This is a genomic window from Streptomyces sp. Je 1-4 4N24 (genome assembly GCF_026239515.1).
Classification (GTDB): Bacteria; Actinomycetota; Actinomycetes; order Streptomycetales; family Streptomycetaceae; genus Streptomyces; species Streptomyces nigrescens.
In genome coordinates this window covers 58,381-80,535 of sequence record NZ_CP110836.1, presented here as the reverse complement: position 1 = coordinate 80,535, position 22,155 = coordinate 58,381, and the positions used below count along the sequence as shown (strand labels likewise).

Genomic DNA, 22,155 nt, shown 5'->3' with positions numbered 1-22,155 from the left:
TCCTTGGCCGTCGAGCGACCGTGTGGTGATCTTATTCGGCATGACCCTGAAATGACGTCGGCAAGCCTCGCTGCTTCTCCGGAAAAACGGTAAGGAACAGGCAGGGGTGCAGTGTTTGGTAGGAGTTTTCGAGGGCGCGCAACGCCGTGGAGGTCGCTAACTTGTCGGCTCTGCCCCGCAAGGCGTCCACCGCCCGCGGACCGAGGCCGCTCATGTCGCATACCAGGTGTCTGCTCTGCCGCAGGCGCGGTCACTGATGGAGCTCGGGCAGAGCCTGCGTGTCCAGGCACCGGCGAACGTCAGGAGTAGGTCTCGTCGAGCCATTGATATCGGCCCGATCCTGCCTGTGGGCGACGGTGGGCCGACCATCGCGCACCCTAGAGCCCATCGCGTGGAAGTACCTGACCTGCTCACCCTGGAGGGATCTGCCAGGTGAACTCGGATCGGGCTGGGCGGCGGTCGGGACGCTGGCATCGCCGCAGGGGTGGCGGCAGGCAGCGCCGCCTTACGCCTTGCTTCGGCGGGCAGAGCGTCGGCGTAGCAATACAGGCATGACGTACCAGCACAGAGCGAACCACATCATGACCCCGACGACGAGCAGTTCCGCGAGGAGGCTCGGCACGACGACGTGAAGCAGCAGGAGGAGAGTGCCGCCGATTGTCAACGCGAGCAGGACCATGCCACACACCATCAGCCGGCCCGCGATCGTGATGATGTCGTCCTTCATACGCTGCCCGGACAGAAAGCGGTGGATCGACACCGGGGCTATCAGTGCTCCGGTGCCGGAAGCCCCGAGTATCACGGTGATCACATAGACGACGTGGTCGAATGTCTCCAGTTCGTGGAAATACGGAGTGAACGCCACGCTGAGCAGGAAACCGAAGAGGATCTGCACGCCGGTCTGTGCGACTCTCGTCTCCTGCAGGATCTCGTTCCATCTTCGGTTTACACGCTCCCGCGCAGACTCCTGCCGTTCCTCGATCGGCGGGTGATACGACCTGCGGCACGACGGACAGTCGTGCCGCGGTATGTACGGTATCGACGCACCCGTCACGGTCATGGCGCCCTCCCCAACTGAGGAAACAACTGACGAAACGCGTGTTCCCACTCTCAGTGGATTCACGTCCCTGACCGCCCAAAAGACCGCGCGTCAGGGCCTTCAGTGAAGGCTGGCCGCGATCCGTTGTTGTGGCGTGTCCCGATAGGGGGCAGCCGTTCATCGGGCGTCTTCAACGGTTCTGACCTCCCCAGCTGCCGGTGCCAGCCACTTGACACGCCATCCGATGGGCAAGCGGCGGTCCCCTGAGGTGCCGAGCACTCCAACGTCACCGCCCGGCTCCGCGCGGGTGAGGCCGTCCTCGGCGTGGCGAAAGCGATGCCGTCAGAGGAGCCTTCCGCTGGTCAGAACCGACTCCCAAGAACCCGCGTCATAGGGGCATCCGTGAGGCCGGGCCCCGGCGCCCATGCTCCCCACCGGCATCACGGACGCCGGCCCGCCGCTGTGGTGACTTCCCGCAGCGCGAGCGCGCGGGCGCCGCGTGCCCGCTCCTCATTGATCAAGCTCAGCGGCGCGCGCCGGGAAACCTCACAGCTGGGAGCGCTGCCGACGGCGAACGTATCCTCAGAGGTCGTGGATTGCGATGTTCTCTCGTGGGGTGATTCCTTCATCGGTCAGAAACGAGTCCACCGACTGGCGCCGGTCACCGTCCAGCCTGCCGACTACCGGTCCGGGAAGGCACAGGGCACACGGGGGTGAACAGCCCAGGAAGATTTGTCTTCCCGGCACGCGAGCGGGCCCCCGATCGATCTGAGGGCCCGCGTGGCCACTACCTCTGCCTGCTGTTCATGCCCGACGCAGTGCGGAGCGGCCCGCGAAGCGCGCCGAGTCACCCAACTCCTCTTCGACCCGGATCAGTTGGTTGTATTTCGCCGTGCGGTCGGAGCGGGAGAGCGAGCCGGTCTTGATCTGACCGCAGCCGGTCGCCACCGCCAGATCCGCGATGGTGGTGTCCTCCGTCTCGCCCGAGCGGTGCGACATGACAGCCGTCCAGCCCGCCTCGTGGGCCGTGGCCACCGCGGCCAGCGCCTCGGTCAGGGTCCCGATCTGATTGACCTTGACCAGGACCGAGTTGCCGACACCGGTGCGGATGCCCTCGCGCAGCAGCGTCTCGTTGGTGCAGAACACGTCGTCGCCGGTGAGCTGACAGCGGTCGCCGACGCGGGCGGTCAGCTCGCGCCAGCCGTCCAGGTCGTTCTCCGCCATCGGGTCCTCGATGGAGACGACCGGGTAGGCGTCGATGAGCTTGGCAAGGTAGTCGGCGTTCTCGGAGGGGGTGCGGCGCACCCCCTCGCCCGCGTAGTCGTACACCCCGTCGCGGAAGAACTCCGACGACGCCGGGTCCATGACCAGGCCGATGTCCGTGCCGGGGCGGTAGCCGGTGCGTTCGATGGCGGTCATCACGAAGTCGAGCGCCTCCTCAGCGGTACGCAGCGCGGGTGCGAAGCCACCCTCGTCGCCGACGCCCGTGGAGTGCCCGGCGGTCAGCAGGTCCCGGCGCAGGGTGTGGAAGACCTCGCTGCCCATGCGGACGGCTTCGGCGAAGGTCTCCGCGCCCACGGGCGCGATCATGAACTCCTGAAAATCCAGCGGATTGTCGGCGTGGGCGCCACCGTTGACGATGTTCATCATCGGCAGCGGCAGGAGGTGGGCGTCAGCGCCACCGAGGTAGCGGTAGAGGGGCTGGCGGTGGGCCGCCGCGGCGGCCTTGGCGGCGGCGAGGGAGACGCCGAGGATCGCGTTGGCGCCGAGCCGAGACTTCGTGGCGGTGCCGTCGAGGGCGACCAGCGCGGCGTCGAGACCCGCCTGGTCCGCCGCGTCCCGGCCGCGCACGGACGCCGCGATCTCCCCGCTGACGTGGGCCACCGCACGGTCGACGCCCTTGCCGTGCCAGCGCGCGGAGTCTCCGTCGCGCAGTTCCACGGCTTCCCGGGCACCGGTGGAGGCGCCGGAGGGGACAGCCGCGCGCCCCAGGGACCCGTCCGCCAGGACGACGTCGACCTCGACCGTGGGGTTGCCCCGGCTGTCGATGATCCGGCGGGCGGTGACGGTCTCGATGGCGGCGTTGACGGTTCCGACTGCCTTTGCGGACATGGGAGTTCCTTCCCGTTGTCGTGTGCCGTGGCCCCGGCTGCGACAACGCTGGCGCTGAGCCCGACAACGCCAAACTCTACAGCAATGCTGCTCAGTTTTGCTGTACAGCATTGCTGTGCAGGTCAGGTGCACAGCTTCGCTGACCAACGGGGTAAAGTGCCCTATGCCCACCTCGGAAGCCGCCGCCATCGCCGCCGAACTGCGCACCGCGATGGGCAAGCTCACCCGACGCGTCAAACACGAGGACCGCATCCCCCTGGGCCAGGCCGCCGTGCTCGGTGCACTCGACCGCAACGGCGCCATGACCACCAGCGACCTCGCCGCCGATCAGCGCGTACGCCCCCAGTCGATGGCCCGGGCGGTGGGGCTGCTCATGGAACAGAACCTGATCACGCGCCGGGCGCACCCCACGGACGGCCGCAAGTCGCTGGTCGAGCTGTCGGACGCGGGCCGGGCCGCGCTCGAAGCGGAGCGCGGCCGCAGGGCCGGTTGGCTCGCGCAGGCCATCGACGCCGAACTCACAAATGAGGAGCGGGCGTTGCTGGCACGGAGCGCCGCCCTGCTGGAGCGGCTCGCCGCACGCTAGTGCCCCGACAGGCAGCGTTCGCCCCGTCGCGGCGCCCGGCACGCGCCCCCAAGCTCTCGGCCTTGCTCGAGCAGGGAGTTACCCCCTTCGCCGCACCGGCCGAAGGTCCAAGTACGTCCGGTACGAGCACTTCCGGCAGGCACGCCGAGAGCACGCACCGCGGTGAAACAGCGGCTAGGAGAAGGGTGCGATCGCTGCTGCTGGCGGGAGGGGATCACCCCCGCGAGCCCGGGGAGCAGCCCAACTCGGAACTTCTTGGGACCATCCCCGCGCAGGGGGAGCAGAAGTACCCAGGCTACGAAGACCCAGGCAAACGCGCACCGGGCGACCCCAGCATCGCAAGCGCCGCCCAGACCTACGTCACTTTCGCACTCGCCACCCCCTCAACGAGAACAACCACGCGATCCGCACGCTAACCGGCTGGATCGAACACCACACGGAAGCCACCGGCTCCGCAGTCGGCAACCTCGGCGACCTGAGCGGCAATCTCGAAATGCTCACCACCGGCTCGGCAACCAGGGTTTGCCCGAACGAGCAACCCGTCTCGGCTGAGGCAGATCGCGGCACTGCGGACCGTGCGTTCAGCTGAGCTGACTCTGCTGATCGAGGCATCGTCGGCGCATGGCAGTGTGTGTCAGGGTGGCGGGCATGGATTGGCAGTTCGAGAGCCCGGAACTCTGGGCGTTCCTGGGGTCACTGCACTGCGGCGAGATCCTGTCCGGAACCGTCGCGGCGGTCGAAAGGTTCGGGGTTTTCGTGGCCCTGGACGACGGACCTGGCCATCCCACGCTGCCCGGCGTCGGATTCATCACGATCCCCGAACTGTCCTGGCGACACATCGACGCTCCCACCGATGTCGTCAAGGTCGGCCAACGCGTCTCATGTGAGCTCCTTCAGTTCGACACCCACAACGCCGAGGCCAGACTCTCCTTGCGCGCACTGCAACCCGACCCCTTCCAAGCCTTCGCCGACCGCACGGTGGTCGGTCAGACACTGCACGGGACGGTCGACAAGGTGCTCCCCTTCGGCGTCTTCGTCGACATCGGGGACGGCGTCGTCGGGCTGGTGCCCCTCAAGGAGATCCACGGTAAACCTCCGGCCGGTCCGCCGGAGGGGTTCCAAACTGGCGACGAGATATCCGTCGTCATCACGGACATCGAGCGGCCACAGCGCAGGGTGTTCCTCGCGAGGTCAGAGGACGACCGGCATGCAGATGCTCAGCCGGCCAGATGACTGCTCCCTCCCCGGGTAGTTGGTGCGGGCATGGGACGGGGGGACCTGACAGATGCCGGGCTGGTCGTCCTTCTCCTTGCAGAGGGGCCATTGCCTCGGGCGCGCGGAGCAGTCTTCGTGACCTGCATCGTTACACGCGCACGCCACGGATGTGAACCACTTCCACCGACTCCGGCATTCACGACTGTTCAGTCCAGTTGTCCCCCTGAAGCCATGTGTCGCCGAATCTCTCCCGGTACGGCGACCGTAGGCCTTCCCTTCAGGGGTGGAAAGCAGCCCGGCCCCACAACGAAGTCCCCTCCGAACAGGGGCGTCCCCGCGGCTCTGGCCTTTGTCGTCGAGCACATGCGCTTTCACGAAAGCGTTCGCCCAGCGCTATGCGGGACGAAGAACGGGATCGATCTCTGCCAGGACCTCTTGCAATTGACGGGCCCCCAGCGCAACACGGTTGTCAGTGTCCCGCGACATCTCCTCGCACAGCCGTATCGCACTGTCCCGGTCGCTGGCGAAGATGCTGAATACATCGACGATTGCGGTGTGGATCCAATCGCTGTGATTCGAGTTGGCGACTGCCAGGGCGGACGCGACTATTGTCAGTCCGACTCTGTCCTTTCGCCGAAGCAATGCTTCCGCGGTCCGCCGGGTGACGAAGGTGTCACCCGGGTCGAGCACAAGCTCCAGCAGCGGCCCGAAGGCCACCTGCATCTCGGCGAACGCTGCCAGGCCGTGACCGGCATCCGCCCGGTCACGGTAGTCATGACTTCGCCTGAGCTCGCCCAGTGCCACGACAGCTGCATGCCGCAGGTCAGTGTCCACCCGTTGCCTCCCTCCCACGACTCCGGTCAAGGTACCGTCGAGGCACCCTACGGGGAGATCGCCAGGACAGGGCCTAAGCGGCCGGGGGGAGGGGCCTGCCCTTCGGCGGGCGCGGGGGGCAGGGGTCTGGGCCCGCTTCGTCGACCTGAGCACGGGACTTTCCCTGCGCGCTTGCGGGGATGGTCCCACTGGACGTTCCACGACACGTAGACGCCCATGATTCCTGGGGCCATGCGCTCGGCGTCCACCCGCGGATGCCCTAGCCACGGCATCCGACCTTCGATGCGGCAGCGTCACGCGGGTGCCGGCTGCGGTAGAGGAGTGGTGATGCCGGGTCAGCGTGGTGAGGTTTCGACGGCGAAGTCGTGCAGGAGTGCTCCGGTGGCAACGCAGGCAGCACTGGATCCCACCATGCCGTCGAGCCGGCCAGGCCGTGCAGAAGCACCACCGTGGGCGCGCCGGGCGGCCCATCCTGAACGACGTGGATGTCTCCGCCGGGAAGGCGCACGAGGTGCTTGCCGGACGCTTCGGCTGTCTCCGTGCGCACGGACACCGTGTTCCACGTCAGGAGGACGGTCAGCACGCCGAAGGTCAGCAAGGTGATCCGTCGCCGTCGACTCCTCCACGCTCGCCCTCCGCGCGGAGCGCTCGGCGCGGCGTCTGCGCGGCTGTGAGTGCGTTGGTCTTCGTGGCGACGTTGAAGGCCACCCTCACGCCGGCGCAAGCGGGAGTCACGGTCACCTTCTACGTCTGCGGCCTGCCGGTGGGCACCGCGGTGACCAACGCCGGCGGTGTCGTCGCCCTCAACAACGCCGGCCTGTCCACCCTGCAGATCAGCGCCAGCAGCTACACGAAGGTCGCCGTCGTCGGGGGCTCCACGGTCCAGGCGACCGGCTCCCTGGTGCCTTCCCTGGCGCCCTGCTTCCCGTCCGTGTAACCGGCCTGCGCCCGATCAGCCGGGGGAGCGTGACGGGTCCTGTGGCGATACTCGCGCACAGGTCTGGTCACGCAGTGCAGCCCCTGACCTGACGGCCTTCCGGCAGGCGGCCGGCCCCTCAAGGGCGTGTGCGACACCCCGGCCCGGTTCTGACCTTCACTCATGAGCCCGCAACCCGACCTGAAAGGACCCGACATGGCCGACTCGTCCCGCGAGCAGCCCGCCCTGCCCCATGCCACCGCATGCCAGGGTGCCAGCCGGCCGCTGCTGTCCGCCCGGCCTTGGTGGTGGGAGCTGGTTCGCGGGCCTCCTACACCGCCGGCGGCGGCATCGTCACCCTCCTCATCCAGTGGCTCCAGCACCTCCTGTAACCCCCGTGACGCGGCCCCGGGATGCCCGGGGGCTGGCAAGACGCACCTCGCGCTGGAGGCGTCCAGCGCGCGCCTGGCTTCGGCCCGGGGCGTATTCGTGTGCGGCCGGTTCGCGCTCTTGCCGCGGTAGGCACGGCCCCGTCACCGTCGACAGCAGCTGCAGTCGACACTTGGGGGATCTGTTGGCCGGCACCACCACACCCGCACCCCGCACACGCCTCGCCCATACCATCCGCACCTGGCAAGGCCGCGCCCTCCTCACCTGGGCCCGCCTCCTCCAGCACACCGTGGCCGGCGACGCCCGACGGCAGCGGCATGTGGCCCGCCGCAACCGGGCGATCCGTGCTGCCCACGCGCGCGGCGTCACCAAGACCGCGCTCGCCGGCGCCACGGGCTTGAGTGAGGCGACCGTTGGGCAGGTCCTTCGTGGTGAGGCGACCAGCGACTGACCACGTGTCTCCGTGCCCCCGGTCACCGGCGGGGGGCTTCGCTGTGTGCGCCCCCGTTCACGCCCTCCCGCACCGGGCGGCGCCCCGTCATGATGCTGCGCATGTCTGATCCGCACTGTTCCAGCTGCTGCCCCGTCGAACCGCCCAAGCCCGAGACGCCCGTGCCGTGGCCGCTTGGGGCGCTGCTGTGGCTCGGCATCATCCTCGGCGTGGGTGGCGGCGCATACGTGTGCGTGATGTGGCTGGTGGCCAGCGCCTTCTGACGCGCAGAATCCTCGCGTCGGCCCGCCGGGGGCGTTTCCCGGCACCGGCTCCTGGCGACTGGCGCGGGCGTGGGCGGCAGGGCCCGCCCTGATCGGGTGAGCTCTGCCGCCTGAAGGTCCAAAGTTCCAGCAGGTCAGCGGATACTGGACGGGATGTCAGGCACCGCAACGGGGCGGAGCACCGTTAGAGACTCTTCCTGGCGAGCCATCATCGCAAAGGGGAACCTGTCGATTTCCAAGCAGAGTTCGACATCGTCTGGGTGGTATCCGCTTCGCAGCCCACCGGCGAGGTCTGCCGCGGCACGAGAAGTCCTCGCGCGGTGGAGATACGGGGCCGCCTCGACATCGCCTCCGGCCATACATTGACCAATGTATTCAGCGCAGGCCAGGTCCTCGTCGGCCTGGCCTCCCTCGCCGGTGACAACGAACGTCACCGGACCGGAATCCTTGGTCTGCAGGAACCGCGCGGTCGGGCCGGCCACCACGAAACTCGCGCACAAGACCAGCGGCGCGTCCGCGACGGCCAGCGCGCCCACGGTTCCTGCCGTCGTTTTCTGCACCAGCGTGCGACCAGCAAAATCGCATGACCTGAGCAAGCCGGGTGAGTTCACCGCGTCGAAGCCCGCTGCTGGAGCTCCGTCCTTCAAAGCCAGCCAACCCGAGCGGCTTTCTTTCAAGGCAAGTGCCTCACTCTCCGTTGAGGCCAGGACGATCCTCTCGACTCCACGCGAGAAGGCCCAGGCAGCCACGGTGAAGGCGCGCATGACGTCGATGACGACCGCAACACGGGGAACGCCGGTCAACTCTGGGATGCCAACGAAGTGATGGTCCATCGCACCATTCTGACGCCCCTGGATCATCCGAAGGGCACGATTGATCCGGCTGCCGTCGGGATGCCGGTCAGCAAAGCGGTTCTGGTGCCAGTCGGCTCCCGTCGGATCGGGCGCGGATGCGCACCGGCCGGCTGAGCGGGCTCGCGCAGCCCTCGCCGCCGTTAGCTCCTCAAGCATCACTGCAGGTCAGAGGCTTCCGAACGCGCTCTAGTTGGCCAAACGAGCCAACTGCCGCGCTCAGTCACAAGCGTTTCGCTGACGCCGTTCGAGGTGGAACGACTGAGGGCCCTGGCGATTGCCGGGCCCTCTCAGCGCTTGGTCGGACGGTCAGCCGGTGGCGGGGTGGGCGATCAGCGTGCGGTGCAAGGCCTCGTCGAGGGCAACGCCGCTCGGTGTAGGCCCTGTTCTCGTATAACCGCTTCGACGAAGGTGACGAGCGCTGGGGGGCCGAGTACTTCTCCTGCAGAGAGCACTCGAAGAGGCGGCGGGCCTTTTGGAGCGTCGCTCCGAGCCGGTCCGGGGAACCAAGGGAGCCTTCTCCGACATGGTGCTCCACCTCACCGGCCCCGGGATCGTTGCGGGCCGACCTGGCGCACGGTCTACCGACGCTTCGCCCAGTGGAGCCGGGCCCGGGTGTGGGCCAGGATCCACCGAGTCATCCTCGATGAACTCGGCGCCAGAGGAGAGCTGGACTGGGCGACGCCATGCCGGTCCCTGGGCGGGCCTGATGAGCCAGTTGAACGGCGTCGCCCCGTCGGTGTCGCGGGATGCCGGGCACCTCATGGCCTCACGAGGCGGTGGCGCCCGCACCGCAGGTCACCCTGAATGCCATTCGGCCCGGGCCCGCGGTCCGTCATGGGGTCTGCCGCGGGCCGGGCCGCCGTCATGCCGTCGTGGTCCCGTGCCCAGTGGGACCAGTGCCCTGGGCAGGGATGCGGGCGTCGGCCCATCCCTGCACCGCCGGCTCTGCCAGCGAGTGGACCCACCAGTCGACCAACGCCGTCTCCCTGTCGCTGGGGCGGGGGCCGACTCCGAGTACCCGCATGCCCGCGCCTGCGGCAGCTTGGATGCCGCAGTGGGAGTCCTCGACGGCCAGCGTGTCAGCGGGCTCCACCCCACAGAGTTGGGCGGCGGTGAGGTAGACGTCCGGATGAGGTTTGGGTCTCGTGGTGTCGTTGGGTACCACAATGTGGCTGAAGCAATCCCGGAGTCCAGCCATTCCCAGACAGGACTCGACGACTTCAAGCGGGCAGTTACTGGCCACGGCCAGCGGGGCGAACTGCACGGTCGAATGCACCAATTCCGGCGCCCCGGGCATGGTGGTGGGGTCTGCGGCGACGAGTTCACGGAAGTGCTTGAGCAATGATTCCGTCATGTCCCCGGTCAGTTCCGGTCGCCCGGCCACATCGGCCATTAAGCGCCCGCATTCGGTGTAGTGCAGTCCTCGCGCCTTTTCCGCGAATCCGTCCGAGGGTGCGCAGCCGTAGCTGTGCAGCACCATGTCACGGGCGTCCTCCCAGTGGCGTTCGGTGTCCATCAGCGTGCCGTCACAGTCGAAAACGACGGCCGCGGGGGTCCAGGAAAGGATGCTGTCTGCGGTCATTCGGGATTCCGTTCTGATGGGGCCCGAAGACGCCGATGCGACCGGTCGCAAGAGAGGCAGGGCAGCGTCGCTTTCACGGACGCCCGGCACCGGGCCAAGGGATTCCGGCAGGGCAACTCCCATGGAGCGGAGTTCTTCCGCTCCAGCCGGAAAATAGCGATCGTTACGTTACGGATGGCGACGCAGAAAGGTCAACCAATTCACAAATGTCAATATTGTGTGCTCTACGTATAATCGAAGGTGACGCGAGCCGTCTCTGTGCCGCCCTGGAGGATGCGGAATGCACACGTCGAGCCATGCCGGGTGCACAGCACGCGTGCGGGTGGGGTCAGTTCGGTGAACCGGGAGGCCTTCAGCCGGCCGAAAAGGGGCCGGCTCAGCCTGCCCCGACTGCGGTACGAGGCGGCCTGGCGGGCGGCTTCCAACAGCACCATGCCAGGCACGTGATCGGTGGGGTGGTCGAAGAAGAACGGGTGCAGCGGGTCGGCCGGCGAGACCAACAGCTCGCCCTGGTCGAGTGCGAGGACCGCATCATGCGGGTGGTTCACGGTCAGCTGTGCGGCCGGCGGGCGGTACCCGCCCTCCGGAGGGTGAGCCGGGACGGCATCGACCGCGCTCCTGGCGCGCAGCGCGGTGAAGCGCGCGCCGTCCAGGAATCGCACGCCCCCGCCACCTTGGCCGAAGGCCACCCCGCACGCGGCGAAGGTGACATTCAGTCGCAGTCCGACGGCGGACTCGTCCGGCGCCCGCCGTACGGCGCTGACCCGTGCCGAGCAGGTGATTTCGGTCGCTCCGGCGCGGGCCGGCAACTCGTCGGCGGGGCTGAGGTGGAAGTGCAGGTCGGTGATGACCGCACGGAAGACCTCCGGAACCGCGTAGAACCGCAAGGGGATGTAGAGACCGAGCTGGCGCAGTGTTTCCACCAGAATCAGCGGGCTGTGCCGCTGCGACCCGTCGCGGGGGAACGTCGTATGCGCGCGCGGCCATGACGCCGCCGCCAGGAAGACGTGCGGGGTATCGGTCGGCCGTACATCCGTAAGGAGGACCTCTGCCACCGAGGTCCGGTGCACCAGCTCCCGCTCGACGGTACGGGACCAGCTGAGCGGCTCACTCTTTCCGACGACCCTGACCGTTGAGTTGCTCATACGACCAGGGAATACCGAAATTCGAACATGCGCACCCTTGAATTCCGGGGCGCGGGGAGCGGTAGGTTGCCTTCCGGCGGAACGAGAACAACGTTTGAGGTGTACGTGCAGATCCGGGCGGAAACGACGCGCAGATTCCTTCTTGAGGCGGCGGCAACATTGTTCGACGAGAAAGGGTACGCCGGTACCAGCATCAGCGACATCAGTGCGCATTCCGGTCGCACCAGCGGGGCCATCTATTTCCACTACGCCAGCAAGGAGAAGCTCGCGCTCGCCATCGTCGAGGAACATTTCGCCACGTGGCCGCATTTGATCAGCCGCTACCGGCAGCCCGGCCGGCCGGCCTTGGAGAAACTCGTCGGGCTGAGCTTCGAGGTGGCACGCGCCTTTCGGGACGACATCGTCGTCCGGGCCGGAGCCCGCCTTTGGGCCGAACGCAAAGCCATCAACGCCCAGCTCCCCGCACCGTTCCTCGGCTGGATCGAAGCCGTGACACAGCTACTCGAAGAAGCCGCCCGTAACGGTGAACTCGCTGCCGATGTGCCACCTGCCGCCACCGCCCACGGCATCGTCTGCTCCTTCTTCGGTCTGCACACCGTCTCCGACGCCCTGGAGGGACGCCGGCACATCGAGGAGCACCTGCATGACCTGTGGACTCTGCTGCTCCGCGGCCTCCAGGCCGAGCCTGATCCCGCCGGTCTGCTCGATCGCGTGCGCTGAGCGGCGCGCGACGCCCACCGATCCGTGATGCGAGTGTGACCGCTGCTTCGTAGGAGGTGGCGGTCTTCTCGTATCGGGTGGCGATGCCGCGGAAGCTACTGCAGGTCAGAGTGAGCGATGAAAGATCGCTTACCCTAACTGATTGTCCGAGCCTCCGCGCTACCGGCCGAGGCTCAGCCCACCTCTGAGGAACAAGTTGTTCGACCTCATCGTCATCATCCGGGTGTCCGAGCGCACCAACATCGATCCAGTTGCCGACGCCCTGTCTCGGATGCGCCCCATGTGTCTGGCAGAAGATGGCTGCGTCAGCTGGGAGGCGTACCAGTCACACCAGGAACCCAGCCGCTTCGTTCTGGTCGAGCGCTGGGCCAGCCGCGCCCACTGGGAGGCTCACGATGCCGGTGACGCCATCCAGAAGATCTACATCCCGGAGATCATGCCGCGCATCGAGCGCGAAGTGCATCCAAGCATGCGCGTGCATAGCAGGCATGAAGCGGTAACTGAGTGAACCTGTCACGTTGTTCGACCGAACCCGTCGCCTCGCTCACCTGGAGCCTGGCGGCGCTGGACGACGGTCCGGACCATGAGCGGTTCGACCGGCTCGTCGAGGTGGTCGAGCACGGAATGACGGCATGCGTTCCGCCTCAAGACAGGCTGTTCGCACAGGAGGTCCTCATGCGGTACCCGCATGGAGGTGAGCTGACGCCCAAGGAGGCGGAGCCTCCGGCCGCGTGGTTGGGCGTCAATTGCCTGACAGCCGGCCAGCAGCGCCGGGACTGAGGCGGCTGCTGAAGCGGGGGCCTGGGCCGGAGATGATCGTCCGCAAGCTTCAGGGATGGTGGAGACTGTGAGGCAGTTCTCCGCGATGTGATCAGGAGCCCAGTGGACGACATGGAATTCGCCGAAGCTCTGGAGACAGTCCTGCGGGACCTCCAGGCGCACTGCGCGGTGCAGCCGCACATACGTGCGGATGACAGGTTCGGGATCACGCTCTGGGCTCCGGACGGTTCAGGTCAGGGCCTGACTTCACCACTGGGTGGCAACGCCGCAGAGCGGCTGGTGCACCTGGCGGATCAGGTCCAGGACTGGGCGGTGGAGGCCCTGTGGTCCGAAGGCGCATCGGCGGTCTGGCCACAGTGCCCGACACACCCGGACAGACATCCGCTGACGGCGACAGTGCGCACGGACACGGCTGTGTGGGTATGCCCGAAGAGCGGAACGGCAGTGGCACGGATCGGGGAACTGCAGACCCAATAGAGCGGGCTGGGCCTGCGGCCGGCGACAACCGATGCCGGCCGTGCGGCGGTTGTGGCCCCGGGTGCCGTATGTGGTCACCGGAACGTTTGGCTGCGCGGAGCTTGGCGGCGTACGCCTCGCCCTCATCGCGCAGCACGTCGGCCTCGTCAACGATCAGCAGGGCGGGCGGCAGGCCGGAGAGTCTTCCGGCCTCTTCGCAGCTGTTCGATGCTGTGCTGCGGCTGCATCGCACGGGCCGGCGCCGAACTTGGACCGGCCCCCGCAGTGCAGCGCAGCGGAGGCCATCAACGAGTTCTGCACGGATTGCAAGAGATAACCGGAGCGGACACCGCCCCCTTGCCCCGGGCGTACGGCGAACGAGGGTGGGAACTGTCACCGGAGTCGGACGGCTCCCGTAAGCTCGCGCAGGCGTGGCTCTACCGAATACGCCGACCAAGGGGGGCCGGCCCAGGGAGGGCACGGACTCAGGCCTCCCCGATGCGGTTGTCGTCCACGGTGGGGACCACCATCACGGGGCAGGCGGCCGTATGGAGGGCCTCGGCGCTCACGGAGCCGAGCATCAGCCTGCGGAGCCCGGTGCGGCCGTGGGAGCCGACCACGAGCAAGGAGGCCTGTCGTGAGGACTCCGTCAGGATGGTCGACGGGCGTACCCGCTCCACGCGGGTAAGTACTTCGACGCCGGGATAGCGTTCGGCGCGCTGGGCCGCCTCGGCGTTCAGGATCTGCCGAGCCGCGTCGTCGAGAGCCTCGAAGTTCGGCGCGGCCATTCCCGGCCCGACCGGCATCTCGCTGAGGTGCAGGTTCGCATGCACCATCTCCAGACGTGCCCCGCGAAGTGCGGCCTCGGCAAAGGCCGTGTCCACGGCCTCCTCGGAGACGTCGTTGATGTCGACCCCGACGACGACCCTGGCCTCCGGCCTCTCAGCCGTTTCTCCCGGCCGAACGATAACGACCGGGCACGCGGCGTGCGTGGCCACCTGCCAACTGACCGAGCCCAGCGGCAGCCGAGCAAATCCGCCGGTACCGCGGTGCCCCAGGACCAGGGTTGCCGCCTCGGCGGAGCGTGCGAGGAGTTCTTCAGCGGCCCGGCCGGGGACCGTCTGCGCTGTGACCGCAACGTTCGGGAACTCGGAGTGTGCCCACGCCGCGAGCCGTTCCACGACCGCCGCGCCCTGCGCCTCCGCACTCGTCCGCCCACTGTCCTCATCCCTCGCTCCACCAGGGGGCGCCCCCTCGAGGACGTGAAGGAGGTGCAGCGGGTTGCCGTGCAACTCTGCTTGTCGTGCCGCGTGCCGCACCACGGCGCGCGCCGCGTCGTTCTGCTCCTCAACTCCCACCAAAACGGGGCAGCTTGATGCTATGGCCTCAGACATCAAGTGAGCTCCTCTCCTCATCGGTCACGGCCGCAGGTCTGCCTCGTGGCCACCTGGCCCAGCCGCGTACCCGTGCCTCGTGGCTCTATGCACCTTGCGCGGCGCTCCGTCCGCCCTCGCCCCGGATACGGAGAGCAAACACCGCTCCACAACTGGATGGGGGCAGCCGCACCGCAGCGGCGCTCGCGCACGACTCCGGTGGACCAGTCTCCGTGCGGCCCTTTGACGCACAGAAACTGAGCCGGCAATCGCGGCTTCGAGTGGCACCGGCCCGCTCAGCGGCTGCCACACGGGGCCGCGAGTGCGCGTGCGCTGCCGTTCGTCGCGCGCCACAGTGAGGCTGACCTGCTGCCCGGACGGCGTGGTGCCGTCAAGAGCGCGCTGATGGACCAGTCCGTGATCGCGGGCCTCGGAAATCCTCTGTGTGACGAGATCCTCTGGAGGGCCTGCGTCGCTCCCCGGACTCCGGCGCGGGACCTCAGCGGGACGGAGCGCCGGCGCCTCCACGCGGCGATGGGCCGGGTGCTCCGCAGCTCCGTGCGTGCCGGGTGCGTGCCGCAGCGGCGTTCCTGGCTCACAGGACGAAGGGACGACAGCGAGCCGCTGTGCCCCCGCTGCGGCCGGCCGCTGTGCTCCAGTCGCATCGCCGGACGCCGCACCGTCTGGGGTCCACGCTGCCAGCCCTGAACGGCTTTCCTGTGAGCCGGGACGGGCGTACGGCCCGTGGTGATCGATGCCGCAGCTGGGCCCAACGAGGCTGTTTCGAGGCGTGCTGGTCGGCCAGCGCTTCCAGTACCGGTGCACGGCTGTGGTCAGGTGCCATGCGAGACGGGTTCCCGGCGGCAAATACGGCTGACCATGCCGGCTCTGCTCGTCCGTGTGCAGGGGACCCTCGGACCGTGTCGGCCCGCGAGAGGGGTGCGCACGCCTCGGCCGGAGCCTCCGCTCTTCCGCTGGCGCCGAGCGCATCGAGGTAGTGCACTGGTGTGGGCAGGAGGTGAGATCGATGGTCACAGGCGCAGCACCGGAAGTAGGGGACGATTACGACGCCACTCCCTTTCTGCCGCGCCGTGGTGGCCTCCCGGCGCATCGGCGTGCTGCGGCGCGCTGTCAGGGCTGTCCGCTCTTCGAGGGCGCATCCGGGACGGTCTTCGGGGCGGGCGAGTCCTCTGCGCGGATCATGTTCGTCGGCGAGCAGCCGGGAGATCAGGAGGACCGGGCGGGTGAGCCGTTCGTGGGTCCCGCCGGGCGCCTGCTGCGGACCGCGCTGGGCGAGGTGGGCATCGCCCAGGAGCATGCGTATTTCACCAACGCGGTCAAGCATTTCAAGTTCGAGGTGGCGGAGCGAGGGAAACGCCGGATTCACAAGCCGCCGAGTCTGCGGGAGATGCGGGCCTGCCGTCCTTGGCTGAGTGCCGAGTTGCGTCTCGTGCACCCTGAGGTCGTCGTGGCCCTCGGAGCGACTGCCGCCAAGGCGTTGCTCGGCCCGTCGTTTCGGGTCACGAAGGACCGCGGTGCTCTCCTTCCGCTGCCTCAGGAGGGGCAACGCACGGCTGGGGGAGCCGGTAAGGAACCGGGGCTGGTTGTCGCCACTGTTCATCCTTCGGCGATCCTTCGGTCCGATGAGCGTGAAGCGGCGTACGGGGGATTCGTGGCAGATCTCCGGGTGGCTGCCGGCGCGCTGGACTGAGTCGGGAGCGGACCGTCCTGCGCCGCCGGAGCGCCGCCACCGCGGAGCGGCCGGACGCGGGCGCCGGGCGCCCGTCGGACCCTACGGCGGGCGGCGGTGGCACGGGTCAGTCGGCGGAGAGAGCGGCGAGGAGGCCCCCGACCTGGGGGACGGGCAGCGCGCGGGCGACATCGGCAAGGGCGACCATGCCAACGAGGCGGTTGCCGTCGACGACGGGCAGTCGGCGGACCTTGTAGCGAGCCATGGTCGCGAGGATTTCGTCCGCACTGTCGTCGGCGCCGATGGTGACGGCTTCCCCCTGCGCGAGGTCACTGGCGCAAGTCTGCTGTGGGTCCCGGCCCTGGCCCAGAACCTTGATCACGATGTCGCGGTCCGTCAGAACACCTTGGAGGGTGTTGTCCGTGCCGCATATCGGGAGGGCCCCGACGCCGAGCTCGGTCATCTTGCGGGCAGCGTCGAGGACACTGTCCTCTGTCCCGACGAATTCGGTTCCGGAGGTCATGATGTCGCGTGCCGCAAGCATCTCTCCCGCCTTCCTGGGCATGGCCTCGATCAGCTGGTGACGGGGTGGCCGCTGTTCGTGCCCTGGTCGCGCACGCGGTCGACCAGCCCCGGCCCGGGGGCCAGGAGCTTGTCCGGAGGCGGGACGCTGGGCGCCTGGGGGTGAGCGCGGGGGAGAGTGGCGTCCTTCGCCTCGCGGACCTTCTGCCCAAGCCTTGCCAGGACGAAGGGAGGGGCGCCGTCGCGCAGCTGGGGGAAGAGATGGCGCTCTTCGTCCTTCATGTGCGCCGTGGCCTCGGTGCGCAGGTCTCGTACGAGCCGGTCGAGGTCACGGTCTTCGGAGTCGCGCCCTTCTAGGTCTTTGAGGCGTTCTTCCATGCTGCTGTGTTCGGCGATCTCGTAGTCCGCCCGGCGTTCCCCGTTCTCCAGGTGTTCGCGCACGGCGGGGTAGAGATGCATCTCTTCGGCGACCGCGTGGCGGACCAGCTCGATGGTCAGAGCCTCCAGCAGCAGCTTGCGCTCGATGCATCCGGGCGGCCGCTCATCGAACTGCTCGAAGAGCGCGTCCATCTCCCGGTGGTCGGCGATCAGCTCCTCGATGAGGTCGGCCTCGTGCTCCATGATCTGCCTGCCTTTCCGGTGGCGCTGCGGCAGCGGTTCCCGGGCGGGCCGGCGCAACGGCTTCACGCTCGGCAACCGGCTCGTCCCGACGCGGATCCGGGCTCGCGGAAATCCGGCTTCGGCCCGTCATCCGATCTCCACACAGCGCCAGGGGCGGTATGAGGTCCGCGGCAGCTACGGCTCCGCAGGGCGGGGCCCTCTCTCCAGCGTCGCACGCCTGCCTCGCCGGGGCCCCTTCTGCCGAATCGCCGGCCACGGTGGCACCGGGTCAGCGGGCACTCACTGGACGAAGGGCCCCGCGCCGCCCCTCGAAGACGACGAGGCTGCAGCCCGTGGAACTCGGACCGCGTCACCTGGAACCTTGCAGTACTAGACGCGGTCTGCGTCGAGCTGGTCGCCTTCCAGATGTCGTACGAGCGCGGCGCGGTGCAGGTCGGCGACAGGGCCGAGGAGGTCCGGATGACGCAGTAGCGCCGCCGCCCGGCGATCGCCGTCGTCGGGCCGGGTCAGCCGGCGGAAGTCGAGGCTCACCCCGGCGGCATGTTCACCCCTCGTGACGGCGGCCACCGCCTCGTCGGCGAGCTCGGGCACGGTGAGCAGACACGCGGCCCAGCTCGCCACGACCTCGTCGACCCAGGTGCGCCATGGCTCCCCGGGTGCCTCGGGGCCGGACGTGTCGGCCCCGGTGATCCAGTCCAGTCGGGTCGAACCGCCAGGGCCGACGAGAGCGACTACGGCGGCGTCTGCCGCCGTGGGGTAGCGCAGCCACGCGGCGGCCGTGGCTGCCTGGCGGGCCTGGGCCTCGGCAAGGGCAACATCGAGGGCGCCGCCGGTGACGGGGTAGGAGCGCAGCAGCCACTGCGCGGTGGAGGCTATGACCGGCGAGATATCGGCGGACAACGGCACTGCGTCCCTTCTCTGGCGTGCCACAGGGTAACGGCGGGTCGCGGATCGGCACGGAGCTGGGAGTCAGGCCCGTGCCCTCGGGTGCCCGGAAGCCTAGACGCACGGACTATCGGGCGAAATGACGCAGCTCACGCAGAATGCTGCGAGATGCCTGTCCGCCCCCATGCCCTCGTCCCCTGACCAGGCTCGTCTCCCGTCACGCGGCGCGCCCCGACATGCCGCAGCACGGAAAAGAGTGCGGCACCAACCAGGACAAGGGTCTCCTTTCCCCGTCACTGATCGCTGTGCACGGGAAGACCTGTGAACGCCCGCCGCACCGCTGCGCGGGCTTCCGAACCACCGATCAAGGCGCACATGACGCACGGCGGCAACATCATCGACGAACTGGTGGACCGGGCCCGGGACTTCGCCACCGGCCGTGAGAAATCCTGAGCGGGCGGCGACTCGACGAACAGCCGGACGCATGATCGCCCGGCCGGCCACGTCCAGAAGCGGCGCGCCGGGCACCGCGGCGGGAGGGCACCGGTGGTTTACGGAAGCCGCCCAGGTCTCTTTCCCAGCGGTAGTGGATGCCGACCTGCGGCATCCAGTGGGCGAGGTTGCTGCGGAGCAGGTCGGGGTTGCGACGGCTGCCGGACTCGATCCATACGCCGACCACCGACCTCACGTCTGCCCCTTGCAGCAACTCAATCAACTGCTGCTGGTCCGCGGTGCTTTGGCCGAAGGTGATCAGCTCCAAGCGAGCGTTTGATTCTCCGATATCCGTTTCATTTGGCTCAGCTGTCATGCCAGTTGGGGGTGGTCTCTTGGGTGAGGCGGCGGGTCATGAGGTTGATGGCGGCCAGTTGGATCATCGCTGCTGATCGGTGGGGGTGGGTTTCGTGGTCGCGGGCCAGTCGGCGGTGGTGCATGAGCCGGCCGAGGGCCGCCGTTCTTCCGGCCTCGCGCCGCCGGAACCGGCTCCATCGCGTAGTAGCACGCCCACACGTGCCGTCCAACTCCAACGAGCCGACATTCGCACCAGTGACTCAGCCCGCCCCGCCGTCGAGCAGCCAGCTGTAGCGCAGCCGCAGCGCCCGCTCCATGCTGGCCGCCGCAGCACCGGCCCCGATCGTGATGTTGAGCCATACCGGCAGATCAATGGGCGAGGTGAAAGTCCCGATGCGCTGGGCGACGGGCTCCACCTGGGTGACCGTTTCGATGAGCTGTGAGATGAGGAGTGCCAGGGCGATGACGAGCACGATCGACGAGAGGAAACCGATCCAGCGGCTCAACGCGGGGTGCGCGCGGTCGAAGTGCGCGCGGCGCCCTTCGGCGGAGTCGCGGTCCGGGACGAGTTGGTGCTCGGCCCCCTTGGCGGTGACGTAGTGGCAGCGCTTGAGCCCGAAGGCGCTCATCCTTACTTCGACGGTGCCGCCTGGGACGGGGAAGGCGGCAGGGAGTTTGGACTGGGCGTGTTGCCTGCCATCGAGGTACAGATGGGCTTTGACCTCGCCGGACGACTGATTCTGCCAATGCCTGACGTCGACGGCGTAGACCGTCTGCCGGCCATCGTCGTTCGTCAGCCGAAGATAGAACAGTGCACGGAAAGTCATCTGCCACCAGCGGAACGGCTTCAGTGGTCGCCCGTCCCGGGTTTGATCCGCTGCGCAGCCCGACGACGACGCCACTTCTTGATCATGTCCCCCCTCCCGCTACTTGCTCGGCTCCGCCGCGCAGGCGAGGTCCTGCGACGGGCGCTGCCCGGTGGTCAGGAACGCCGTCACCGTGCTGTTCGCGCACGTGTTGCGGCCGAACGGGTAGACACCGTGCCCGCCCTGGTCGGCCGTCACCATCGTGGCCCGCTTCCCGAACGCGCGCCGCAGCTCCTGGGCGCCGGCCAGCGGTGTCCCCGGGTCGCGCTCGTTCTGCACCATCAGCACGTTCGACGGGCCCCGGTCACCGATGCGCACCGACGGCTCGACCCGCTCGGTCGGCCAGAACGCGCACGGCCCGATGCCGGCCGTGGATCCGCCCAGCATGGGGTACCTCAGCCGGTCGACCACGACATTCCGCTGATACTCCCGGACGGTACCCGGCCAGCGCGTATCACCGCATATTGCATAGAAACGCGCGGACATGAGGTTCTCCATGTTCGGCAACGGCGGAATGGGCGGGATCGGCCCGTCCGTGTCGAGCGCCTGCCAGAACTCGGCCAGCTGCGCCATGAGCGCATCAGCGTAGAGACGGTCGAACGTGTACCCGCGGAACGCATCTCCGTCGATGCCCTGGACCGGCTTCGCCTCCAACCGCTCCGCGAGATCGAAGAACTTCGCGGTCACCTGCTTCGGTGTGGTGCCCAGTCCGTACTCGGGGTGCGCGGCCGCGAACGCCGCGAAGTCCGGGAACCGGTCCTCCAGCCCACGGGCGAACAACCGCATGGCCGTGACGTCGTAACCGCCGGGGCCCAGGTTGCTGTCGAGCACGACCCGGTCGCTGCGCCCCGGGAACATCGTCGTGTACACCGCACCGAGGTAGGTGCCGTAGGAATGACCGAGGTACGAGAGCTTCGGCTCGCCCAGCGCCGCCCGGATCCGGTCCATGTCGCGCGCGGTGTTCGCGGTGGTGGTGTGCGGCAGCATCCACGCTGTCCGCGAGGTGGCGCACTGCTCGGCGATGGTCCGCGCGTTCCCCGCCTCCCGCGCGACATCGGCGGCGGTGTGCGCGTACGGCGGGAAGTTGCCGCGTGCCTGCTGCTCCGGCGTCAGATCGCAGGTCACCGGCGCGCTGCGGCCGACGCCACGCGGGTCGAAGCCGATCACGTCGTAGGAGTTCAGCACCTTCTGCGGCAGCCTTGAGCCGGCGAGAACGGCCGGGTAGTCGAGCCCCGCACCGCCGGGGCCGCCCGGATTTGTCAGCAGCACGCCGCGGCGCTGTGACGGCTTCTCGCTCGCCAGCCGGGAGATCGCGATCTCGATCTGCCGGCCGCCCGGATCCCGGTAGTCCAGCGGGACTTCGAGTGTCGAGCACTCAAGACGGGGCGAGGCGACGTCCTCCGGGCATGGGCCCCACCGCAGGGTGTCCGGCGTCGCCGCCACCGACATTCCCGGCATCGCGGTCGCCGCAGCCGCCGCGGTGGCTGCGAGGGCAAGGGACAGGGTTCTGCGCATCTGATGTCCTCCTGAAGGGGCGCACGGAGGCGCCGGAACGCGGCTCGTAAAGCCCGCCGCTGGTTGCGTGCCGTGGTTGAACTGGCCATCCACCACGGTCCGGCCGCGTCCCACCATGAGGACCAGTCCCGGACCGTGTATCAGAGGCCATCCGCTCTTGCTCGTGACTTTCTCTCGGCCTTCTTTCGGTGGTGCCGTAGGAGCGAGACCGTCGTCCCGGATCGCGTCAGGCCGTTTCCCGGCTGCGGATTCCTCAGGCCGTTTCTCGGCTGCGGATTCCTCCGGAATCACTGGCCCGCTCGGTGTCCGGTTCCCGGCGGGTGTGTGCCCAGCCACCGGACACCATTGCGACGAGCGCGATGAATCCGAGGAGGGCCATCCGGCCGGCAAGGCCACCGGGGACCCAGTTGGAGATGCCCCACAGCAACTCGGAGTCCTGGTCGAGCAGACCGCGGATCACCGCTGGGGCAGCCAGGGCCGTGATCGCCATCCCGACCGCCTCAAGGGCTGCAAAGCCACCCTTGCGCATCGCGTTTCTCCGTCTCGTATCC

General features: G+C 68.4%; 24 protein-coding genes and 6 pseudogenes. 14 read left to right on the top strand and 16 right to left on the bottom strand.

Features of this window, described 5'->3' with window-relative positions; genetic code table 11:
• Window positions 1-336: 336 nt before the first annotated feature.
• Window positions 337-446 (top strand): annotated as a pseudogene (locus SLV14N_RS00390) (IS5/IS1182 family transposase); the annotation flags it as partial.
• Window positions 447-505: 59 nt separating this feature from the next.
• Here SLV14N_RS00390 and SLV14N_RS00385 read toward each other — a convergent pair.
• Together SLV14N_RS00385 and eno are read right to left on the bottom strand one after the other, a co-directional pair.
• Window positions 506-1,060 (bottom strand): DUF6328 family protein, encoded by a 555-nt coding sequence (locus SLV14N_RS00385; protein WP_221174729.1) that lies wholly within the window; start codon window positions 1,058-1,060, stop codon window positions 506-508.
• A gap of 783 nt (window positions 1,061-1,843) precedes the next feature.
• The gene (gene eno / locus SLV14N_RS00380; RefSeq protein WP_263267423.1) at window positions 1,844-3,151 is read right to left on the bottom strand and encodes a phosphopyruvate hydratase; all 1,308 of its coding nucleotides are present in this window, start codon (window positions 3,149-3,151) and stop codon (window positions 1,844-1,846) included.
• Between the two features lie 163 nt (window positions 3,152-3,314).
• On the opposite strand from eno, the gene SLV14N_RS00375 reads away from it, so the two are divergent.
• Both SLV14N_RS00375 and SLV14N_RS00370 read left to right on the top strand, forming a co-directional pair.
• The gene (locus tag SLV14N_RS00375; RefSeq protein ID WP_208687565.1) at window positions 3,315-3,737 is read left to right on the top strand and encodes a MarR family winged helix-turn-helix transcriptional regulator; all 423 of its coding nucleotides are present in this window, start codon (window positions 3,315-3,317) and stop codon (window positions 3,735-3,737) included.
• A gap of 648 nt (window positions 3,738-4,385) precedes the next feature.
• On the top strand, window positions 4,386-4,970 hold the full coding sequence (locus SLV14N_RS00370; RefSeq protein WP_263267422.1) for a S1 RNA-binding domain-containing protein: 585 nt from the start codon (window positions 4,386-4,388) through the stop codon (window positions 4,968-4,970).
• 375 nt (window positions 4,971-5,345) lie between these two features.
• On the opposite strand, the gene SLV14N_RS00365 is transcribed toward SLV14N_RS00370, so the two are convergent.
• The gene (locus tag SLV14N_RS00365; RefSeq protein ID WP_263267421.1) at window positions 5,346-5,786 is read right to left on the bottom strand and encodes a hypothetical protein; all 441 of its coding nucleotides are present in this window, start codon (window positions 5,784-5,786) and stop codon (window positions 5,346-5,348) included.
• Between the two features lie 688 nt (window positions 5,787-6,474).
• Here SLV14N_RS00365 and SLV14N_RS00360 point away from each other — a divergent pair.
• From SLV14N_RS00360 to SLV14N_RS00350, 3 genes are all read left to right on the top strand, one after another.
• Complete coding sequence (locus SLV14N_RS00360; RefSeq protein ID WP_263267420.1) at window positions 6,475-6,723, top strand: hypothetical protein; 249 nt, start codon at window positions 6,475-6,477, stop codon at window positions 6,721-6,723.
• Window positions 6,724-7,264: 541 nt separating this feature from the next.
• Entirely contained in the window at window positions 7,265-7,543 is a 279-nt protein-coding gene (locus tag SLV14N_RS00355) for a hypothetical protein (protein ID WP_263267419.1), read from the top strand.
• A gap of 101 nt (window positions 7,544-7,644) precedes the next feature.
• A complete protein-coding gene (locus tag SLV14N_RS00350; RefSeq protein ID WP_263267418.1) occupies window positions 7,645-7,806 on the top strand; it encodes a hypothetical protein in 162 nt (53 codons plus the stop codon).
• Between the two features lie 134 nt (window positions 7,807-7,940).
• Here the strand turns inward: SLV14N_RS00350 and SLV14N_RS00345 are convergent, their stop codons facing one another.
• Window positions 7,941-8,639 carry a 2-phosphosulfolactate phosphatase gene (locus tag SLV14N_RS00345; protein WP_263267417.1) on the bottom strand — a complete coding sequence of 233 codons (699 nt, stop codon included), beginning with the start codon at window positions 8,637-8,639 and terminating at the stop codon, window positions 7,941-7,943.
• 594 nt (window positions 8,640-9,233) lie between these two features.
• On the opposite strand from SLV14N_RS00345, the pseudogene SLV14N_RS00340 reads away from it, so the two are divergent.
• Window positions 9,234-9,335, top strand: a pseudogene (locus SLV14N_RS00340) (IS5/IS1182 family transposase); the annotation flags it as partial.
• Window positions 9,336-9,522: 187 nt separating this feature from the next.
• Here the strand turns inward: SLV14N_RS00340 and SLV14N_RS00335 are convergent.
• Window positions 9,523-10,242: an HAD family phosphatase gene (locus SLV14N_RS00335; protein ID WP_263267416.1), complete on the bottom strand. Its 720-nt coding sequence runs from the start codon at window positions 10,240-10,242 to the stop codon at window positions 9,523-9,525.
• Window positions 10,243-10,466: 224 nt separating this feature from the next.
• Window positions 10,467-11,387 carry a ScbA/BarX family gamma-butyrolactone biosynthesis protein gene (locus tag SLV14N_RS00330; protein ID WP_263267415.1) on the bottom strand — a complete coding sequence of 307 codons (921 nt, stop codon included), beginning with the start codon at window positions 11,385-11,387 and terminating at the stop codon, window positions 10,467-10,469.
• A gap of 105 nt (window positions 11,388-11,492) precedes the next feature.
• Between SLV14N_RS00330 and SLV14N_RS00325 the strand changes: the two genes are divergently transcribed.
• The 4 genes from SLV14N_RS00325 to SLV14N_RS00310 all read left to right on the top strand — a co-directional run bounded on the left by SLV14N_RS00325 (window position 11,493) and on the right by SLV14N_RS00310 (window position 13,364).
• Window positions 11,493-12,107 carry a ScbR family autoregulator-binding transcription factor gene (locus SLV14N_RS00325; RefSeq protein WP_259670833.1) on the top strand — a complete coding sequence of 205 codons (615 nt, stop codon included), beginning with the start codon at window positions 11,493-11,495 and terminating at the stop codon, window positions 12,105-12,107.
• A 196-nt stretch (window positions 12,108-12,303) separates the two neighbouring features.
• Entirely contained in the window at window positions 12,304-12,615 is a 312-nt protein-coding gene (locus SLV14N_RS00320; RefSeq protein ID WP_263267414.1) for a putative quinol monooxygenase, read from the top strand.
• Entirely contained in the window at window positions 12,612-12,887 is a 276-nt protein-coding gene (locus SLV14N_RS00315) for a hypothetical protein (RefSeq protein ID WP_263267413.1), read from the top strand. Before SLV14N_RS00320 ends, SLV14N_RS00315 begins: the two co-directional genes overlap by 4 nt.
• A gap of 111 nt (window positions 12,888-12,998) precedes the next feature.
• Window positions 12,999-13,364 (top strand): hypothetical protein, encoded by a 366-nt coding sequence (locus tag SLV14N_RS00310; RefSeq protein ID WP_263272990.1) that lies wholly within the window; start codon window positions 12,999-13,001, stop codon window positions 13,362-13,364.
• 97 nt (window positions 13,365-13,461) lie between these two features.
• Here the strand turns inward: SLV14N_RS00310 and SLV14N_RS00305 are convergent.
• Window positions 13,462-13,548 (bottom strand): annotated as a pseudogene (locus tag SLV14N_RS00305) (alpha/beta hydrolase fold domain-containing protein); the annotation flags it as partial.
• Between the two features lie 280 nt (window positions 13,549-13,828).
• On the bottom strand, window positions 13,829-14,737 hold the full coding sequence (locus tag SLV14N_RS00300) for a universal stress protein (protein WP_263272989.1): 909 nt from the start codon (window positions 14,735-14,737) through the stop codon (window positions 13,829-13,831).
• 342 nt (window positions 14,738-15,079) lie between these two features.
• On the opposite strand from SLV14N_RS00300, the pseudogene SLV14N_RS00295 reads away from it, so the two are divergent.
• Both SLV14N_RS00295 and SLV14N_RS00290 read left to right on the top strand, forming a co-directional pair.
• A pseudogene (locus SLV14N_RS00295) lies at window positions 15,080-15,424 on the top strand (Fpg/Nei family DNA glycosylase); the annotation flags it as partial.
• 319 nt (window positions 15,425-15,743) lie between these two features.
• A complete protein-coding gene (locus SLV14N_RS00290) occupies window positions 15,744-16,427 on the top strand; it encodes a UdgX family uracil-DNA binding protein (RefSeq protein ID WP_263272988.1) in 684 nt (227 codons plus the stop codon).
• A gap of 106 nt (window positions 16,428-16,533) precedes the next feature.
• Here the strand turns inward: SLV14N_RS00290 and SLV14N_RS00285 are convergent, their stop codons facing one another.
• The 3 genes from SLV14N_RS00285 to SLV14N_RS00275 form a co-directional block, all read right to left on the bottom strand.
• Window positions 16,534-16,950: a CBS domain-containing protein gene (locus SLV14N_RS00285; protein WP_208687576.1), complete on the bottom strand. Its 417-nt coding sequence runs from the start codon at window positions 16,948-16,950 to the stop codon at window positions 16,534-16,536.
• A gap of 29 nt (window positions 16,951-16,979) precedes the next feature.
• Window positions 16,980-17,549: a hemerythrin domain-containing protein gene (locus SLV14N_RS00280; protein WP_263267412.1), complete on the bottom strand. Its 570-nt coding sequence runs from the start codon at window positions 17,547-17,549 to the stop codon at window positions 16,980-16,982.
• Between the two features lie 369 nt (window positions 17,550-17,918).
• On the bottom strand, window positions 17,919-18,449 hold the full coding sequence (locus tag SLV14N_RS00275; protein ID WP_263272987.1) for a hypothetical protein: 531 nt from the start codon (window positions 18,447-18,449) through the stop codon (window positions 17,919-17,921).
• Between the two features lie 306 nt (window positions 18,450-18,755).
• Between SLV14N_RS00275 and SLV14N_RS00270 the strand changes: the two genes are divergently transcribed.
• Complete coding sequence (locus SLV14N_RS00270; RefSeq protein WP_259670705.1) at window positions 18,756-18,887, top strand: hypothetical protein; 132 nt, start codon at window positions 18,756-18,758, stop codon at window positions 18,885-18,887.
• Here the strand turns inward: SLV14N_RS00270 and SLV14N_RS00265 are convergent.
• From SLV14N_RS00265 to SLV14N_RS00245, 5 genes and pseudogenes are all read right to left on the bottom strand, one after another.
• Window positions 18,829-19,242 (bottom strand): DUF488 domain-containing protein, encoded by a 414-nt coding sequence (locus tag SLV14N_RS00265; RefSeq protein ID WP_263267411.1) that lies wholly within the window; start codon window positions 19,240-19,242, stop codon window positions 18,829-18,831. The two genes, SLV14N_RS00270 and SLV14N_RS00265, sit on opposite strands and share 59 nt — an antisense overlap.
• Window positions 19,232-19,375 (bottom strand): annotated as a pseudogene (locus tag SLV14N_RS00260) (IS5/IS1182 family transposase); the annotation flags it as partial. The pseudogene SLV14N_RS00260 and the gene SLV14N_RS00265, both read right to left, overlap by 11 nt.
• Window positions 19,376-19,483: 108 nt before the next feature.
• Window positions 19,484-20,136: pseudogene (locus tag SLV14N_RS00255) on the bottom strand (hypothetical protein).
• A 13-nt stretch (window positions 20,137-20,149) separates the two neighbouring features.
• A complete protein-coding gene (locus SLV14N_RS00250; protein WP_263267409.1) occupies window positions 20,150-21,604 on the bottom strand; it encodes an alpha/beta hydrolase in 1,455 nt (484 codons plus the stop codon).
• A gap of 253 nt (window positions 21,605-21,857) precedes the next feature.
• The gene (locus SLV14N_RS00245; protein WP_263267408.1) at window positions 21,858-22,133 is read right to left on the bottom strand and encodes a hypothetical protein; all 276 of its coding nucleotides are present in this window, start codon (window positions 22,131-22,133) and stop codon (window positions 21,858-21,860) included.
• Window positions 22,134-22,155: the final 22 nt, after the last annotated feature.

Bases quoted from the DNA above. Each gene is read 5' to 3' on its own strand.
- SLV14N_RS00265 (WP_263267411.1), bottom strand. From the start codon at position 19,242: ATGACAGCTGAGCCAAATGAAACGGATATCGGAGAATCAAACGCTCGC.
- SLV14N_RS00370 (WP_263267422.1), top strand. From the start codon at position 4,386: ATGGATTGGCAGTTCGAGAGCCCGGAACTCTGGGCGTTCCTGGGGTCA.
- SLV14N_RS00280 (WP_263267412.1), bottom strand. From the start codon at position 17,549: ATGGAGCACGAGGCCGACCTCATCGAGGAGCTGATCGCCGACCACCGG.
- eno (WP_263267423.1), bottom strand. From the start codon at position 3,151: ATGTCCGCAAAGGCAGTCGGAACCGTCAACGCCGCCATCGAGACCGTC.
- SLV14N_RS00385 (WP_221174729.1), bottom strand. From the start codon at position 1,060: ATGACCGTGACGGGTGCGTCGATACCGTACATACCGCGGCACGACTGT.
- SLV14N_RS00250 (WP_263267409.1), bottom strand. From the start codon at position 21,604: ATGCGCAGAACCCTGTCCCTTGCCCTCGCAGCCACCGCGGCGGCTGCG.
- SLV14N_RS00330 (WP_263267415.1), bottom strand. From the start codon at position 11,387: ATGAGCAACTCAACGGTCAGGGTCGTCGGAAAGAGTGAGCCGCTCAGC.
- SLV14N_RS00285 (WP_208687576.1), bottom strand. From the start codon at position 16,950: ATGCTTGCGGCACGCGACATCATGACCTCCGGAACCGAATTCGTCGGG.
- SLV14N_RS00290 (WP_263272988.1), top strand. From the start codon at position 15,744: ATGGTCACAGGCGCAGCACCGGAAGTAGGGGACGATTACGACGCCACT.
- SLV14N_RS00310 (WP_263272990.1), top strand. From the start codon at position 12,999: ATGGAATTCGCCGAAGCTCTGGAGACAGTCCTGCGGGACCTCCAGGCG.
- SLV14N_RS00375 (WP_208687565.1), top strand. From the start codon at position 3,315: ATGCCCACCTCGGAAGCCGCCGCCATCGCCGCCGAACTGCGCACCGCG.
- SLV14N_RS00335 (WP_263267416.1), bottom strand. From the start codon at position 10,242: ATGACCGCAGACAGCATCCTTTCCTGGACCCCCGCGGCCGTCGTTTTC.
- SLV14N_RS00345 (WP_263267417.1), bottom strand. From the start codon at position 8,639: ATGGACCATCACTTCGTTGGCATCCCAGAGTTGACCGGCGTTCCCCGT.
- SLV14N_RS00350 (WP_263267418.1), top strand. From the start codon at position 7,645: ATGTCTGATCCGCACTGTTCCAGCTGCTGCCCCGTCGAACCGCCCAAG.
- SLV14N_RS00245 (WP_263267408.1), bottom strand. From the start codon at position 22,133: ATGCGCAAGGGTGGCTTTGCAGCCCTTGAGGCGGTCGGGATGGCGATC.
- SLV14N_RS00300 (WP_263272989.1), bottom strand. From the start codon at position 14,737: ATGTCTGAGGCCATAGCATCAAGCTGCCCCGTTTTGGTGGGAGTTGAG.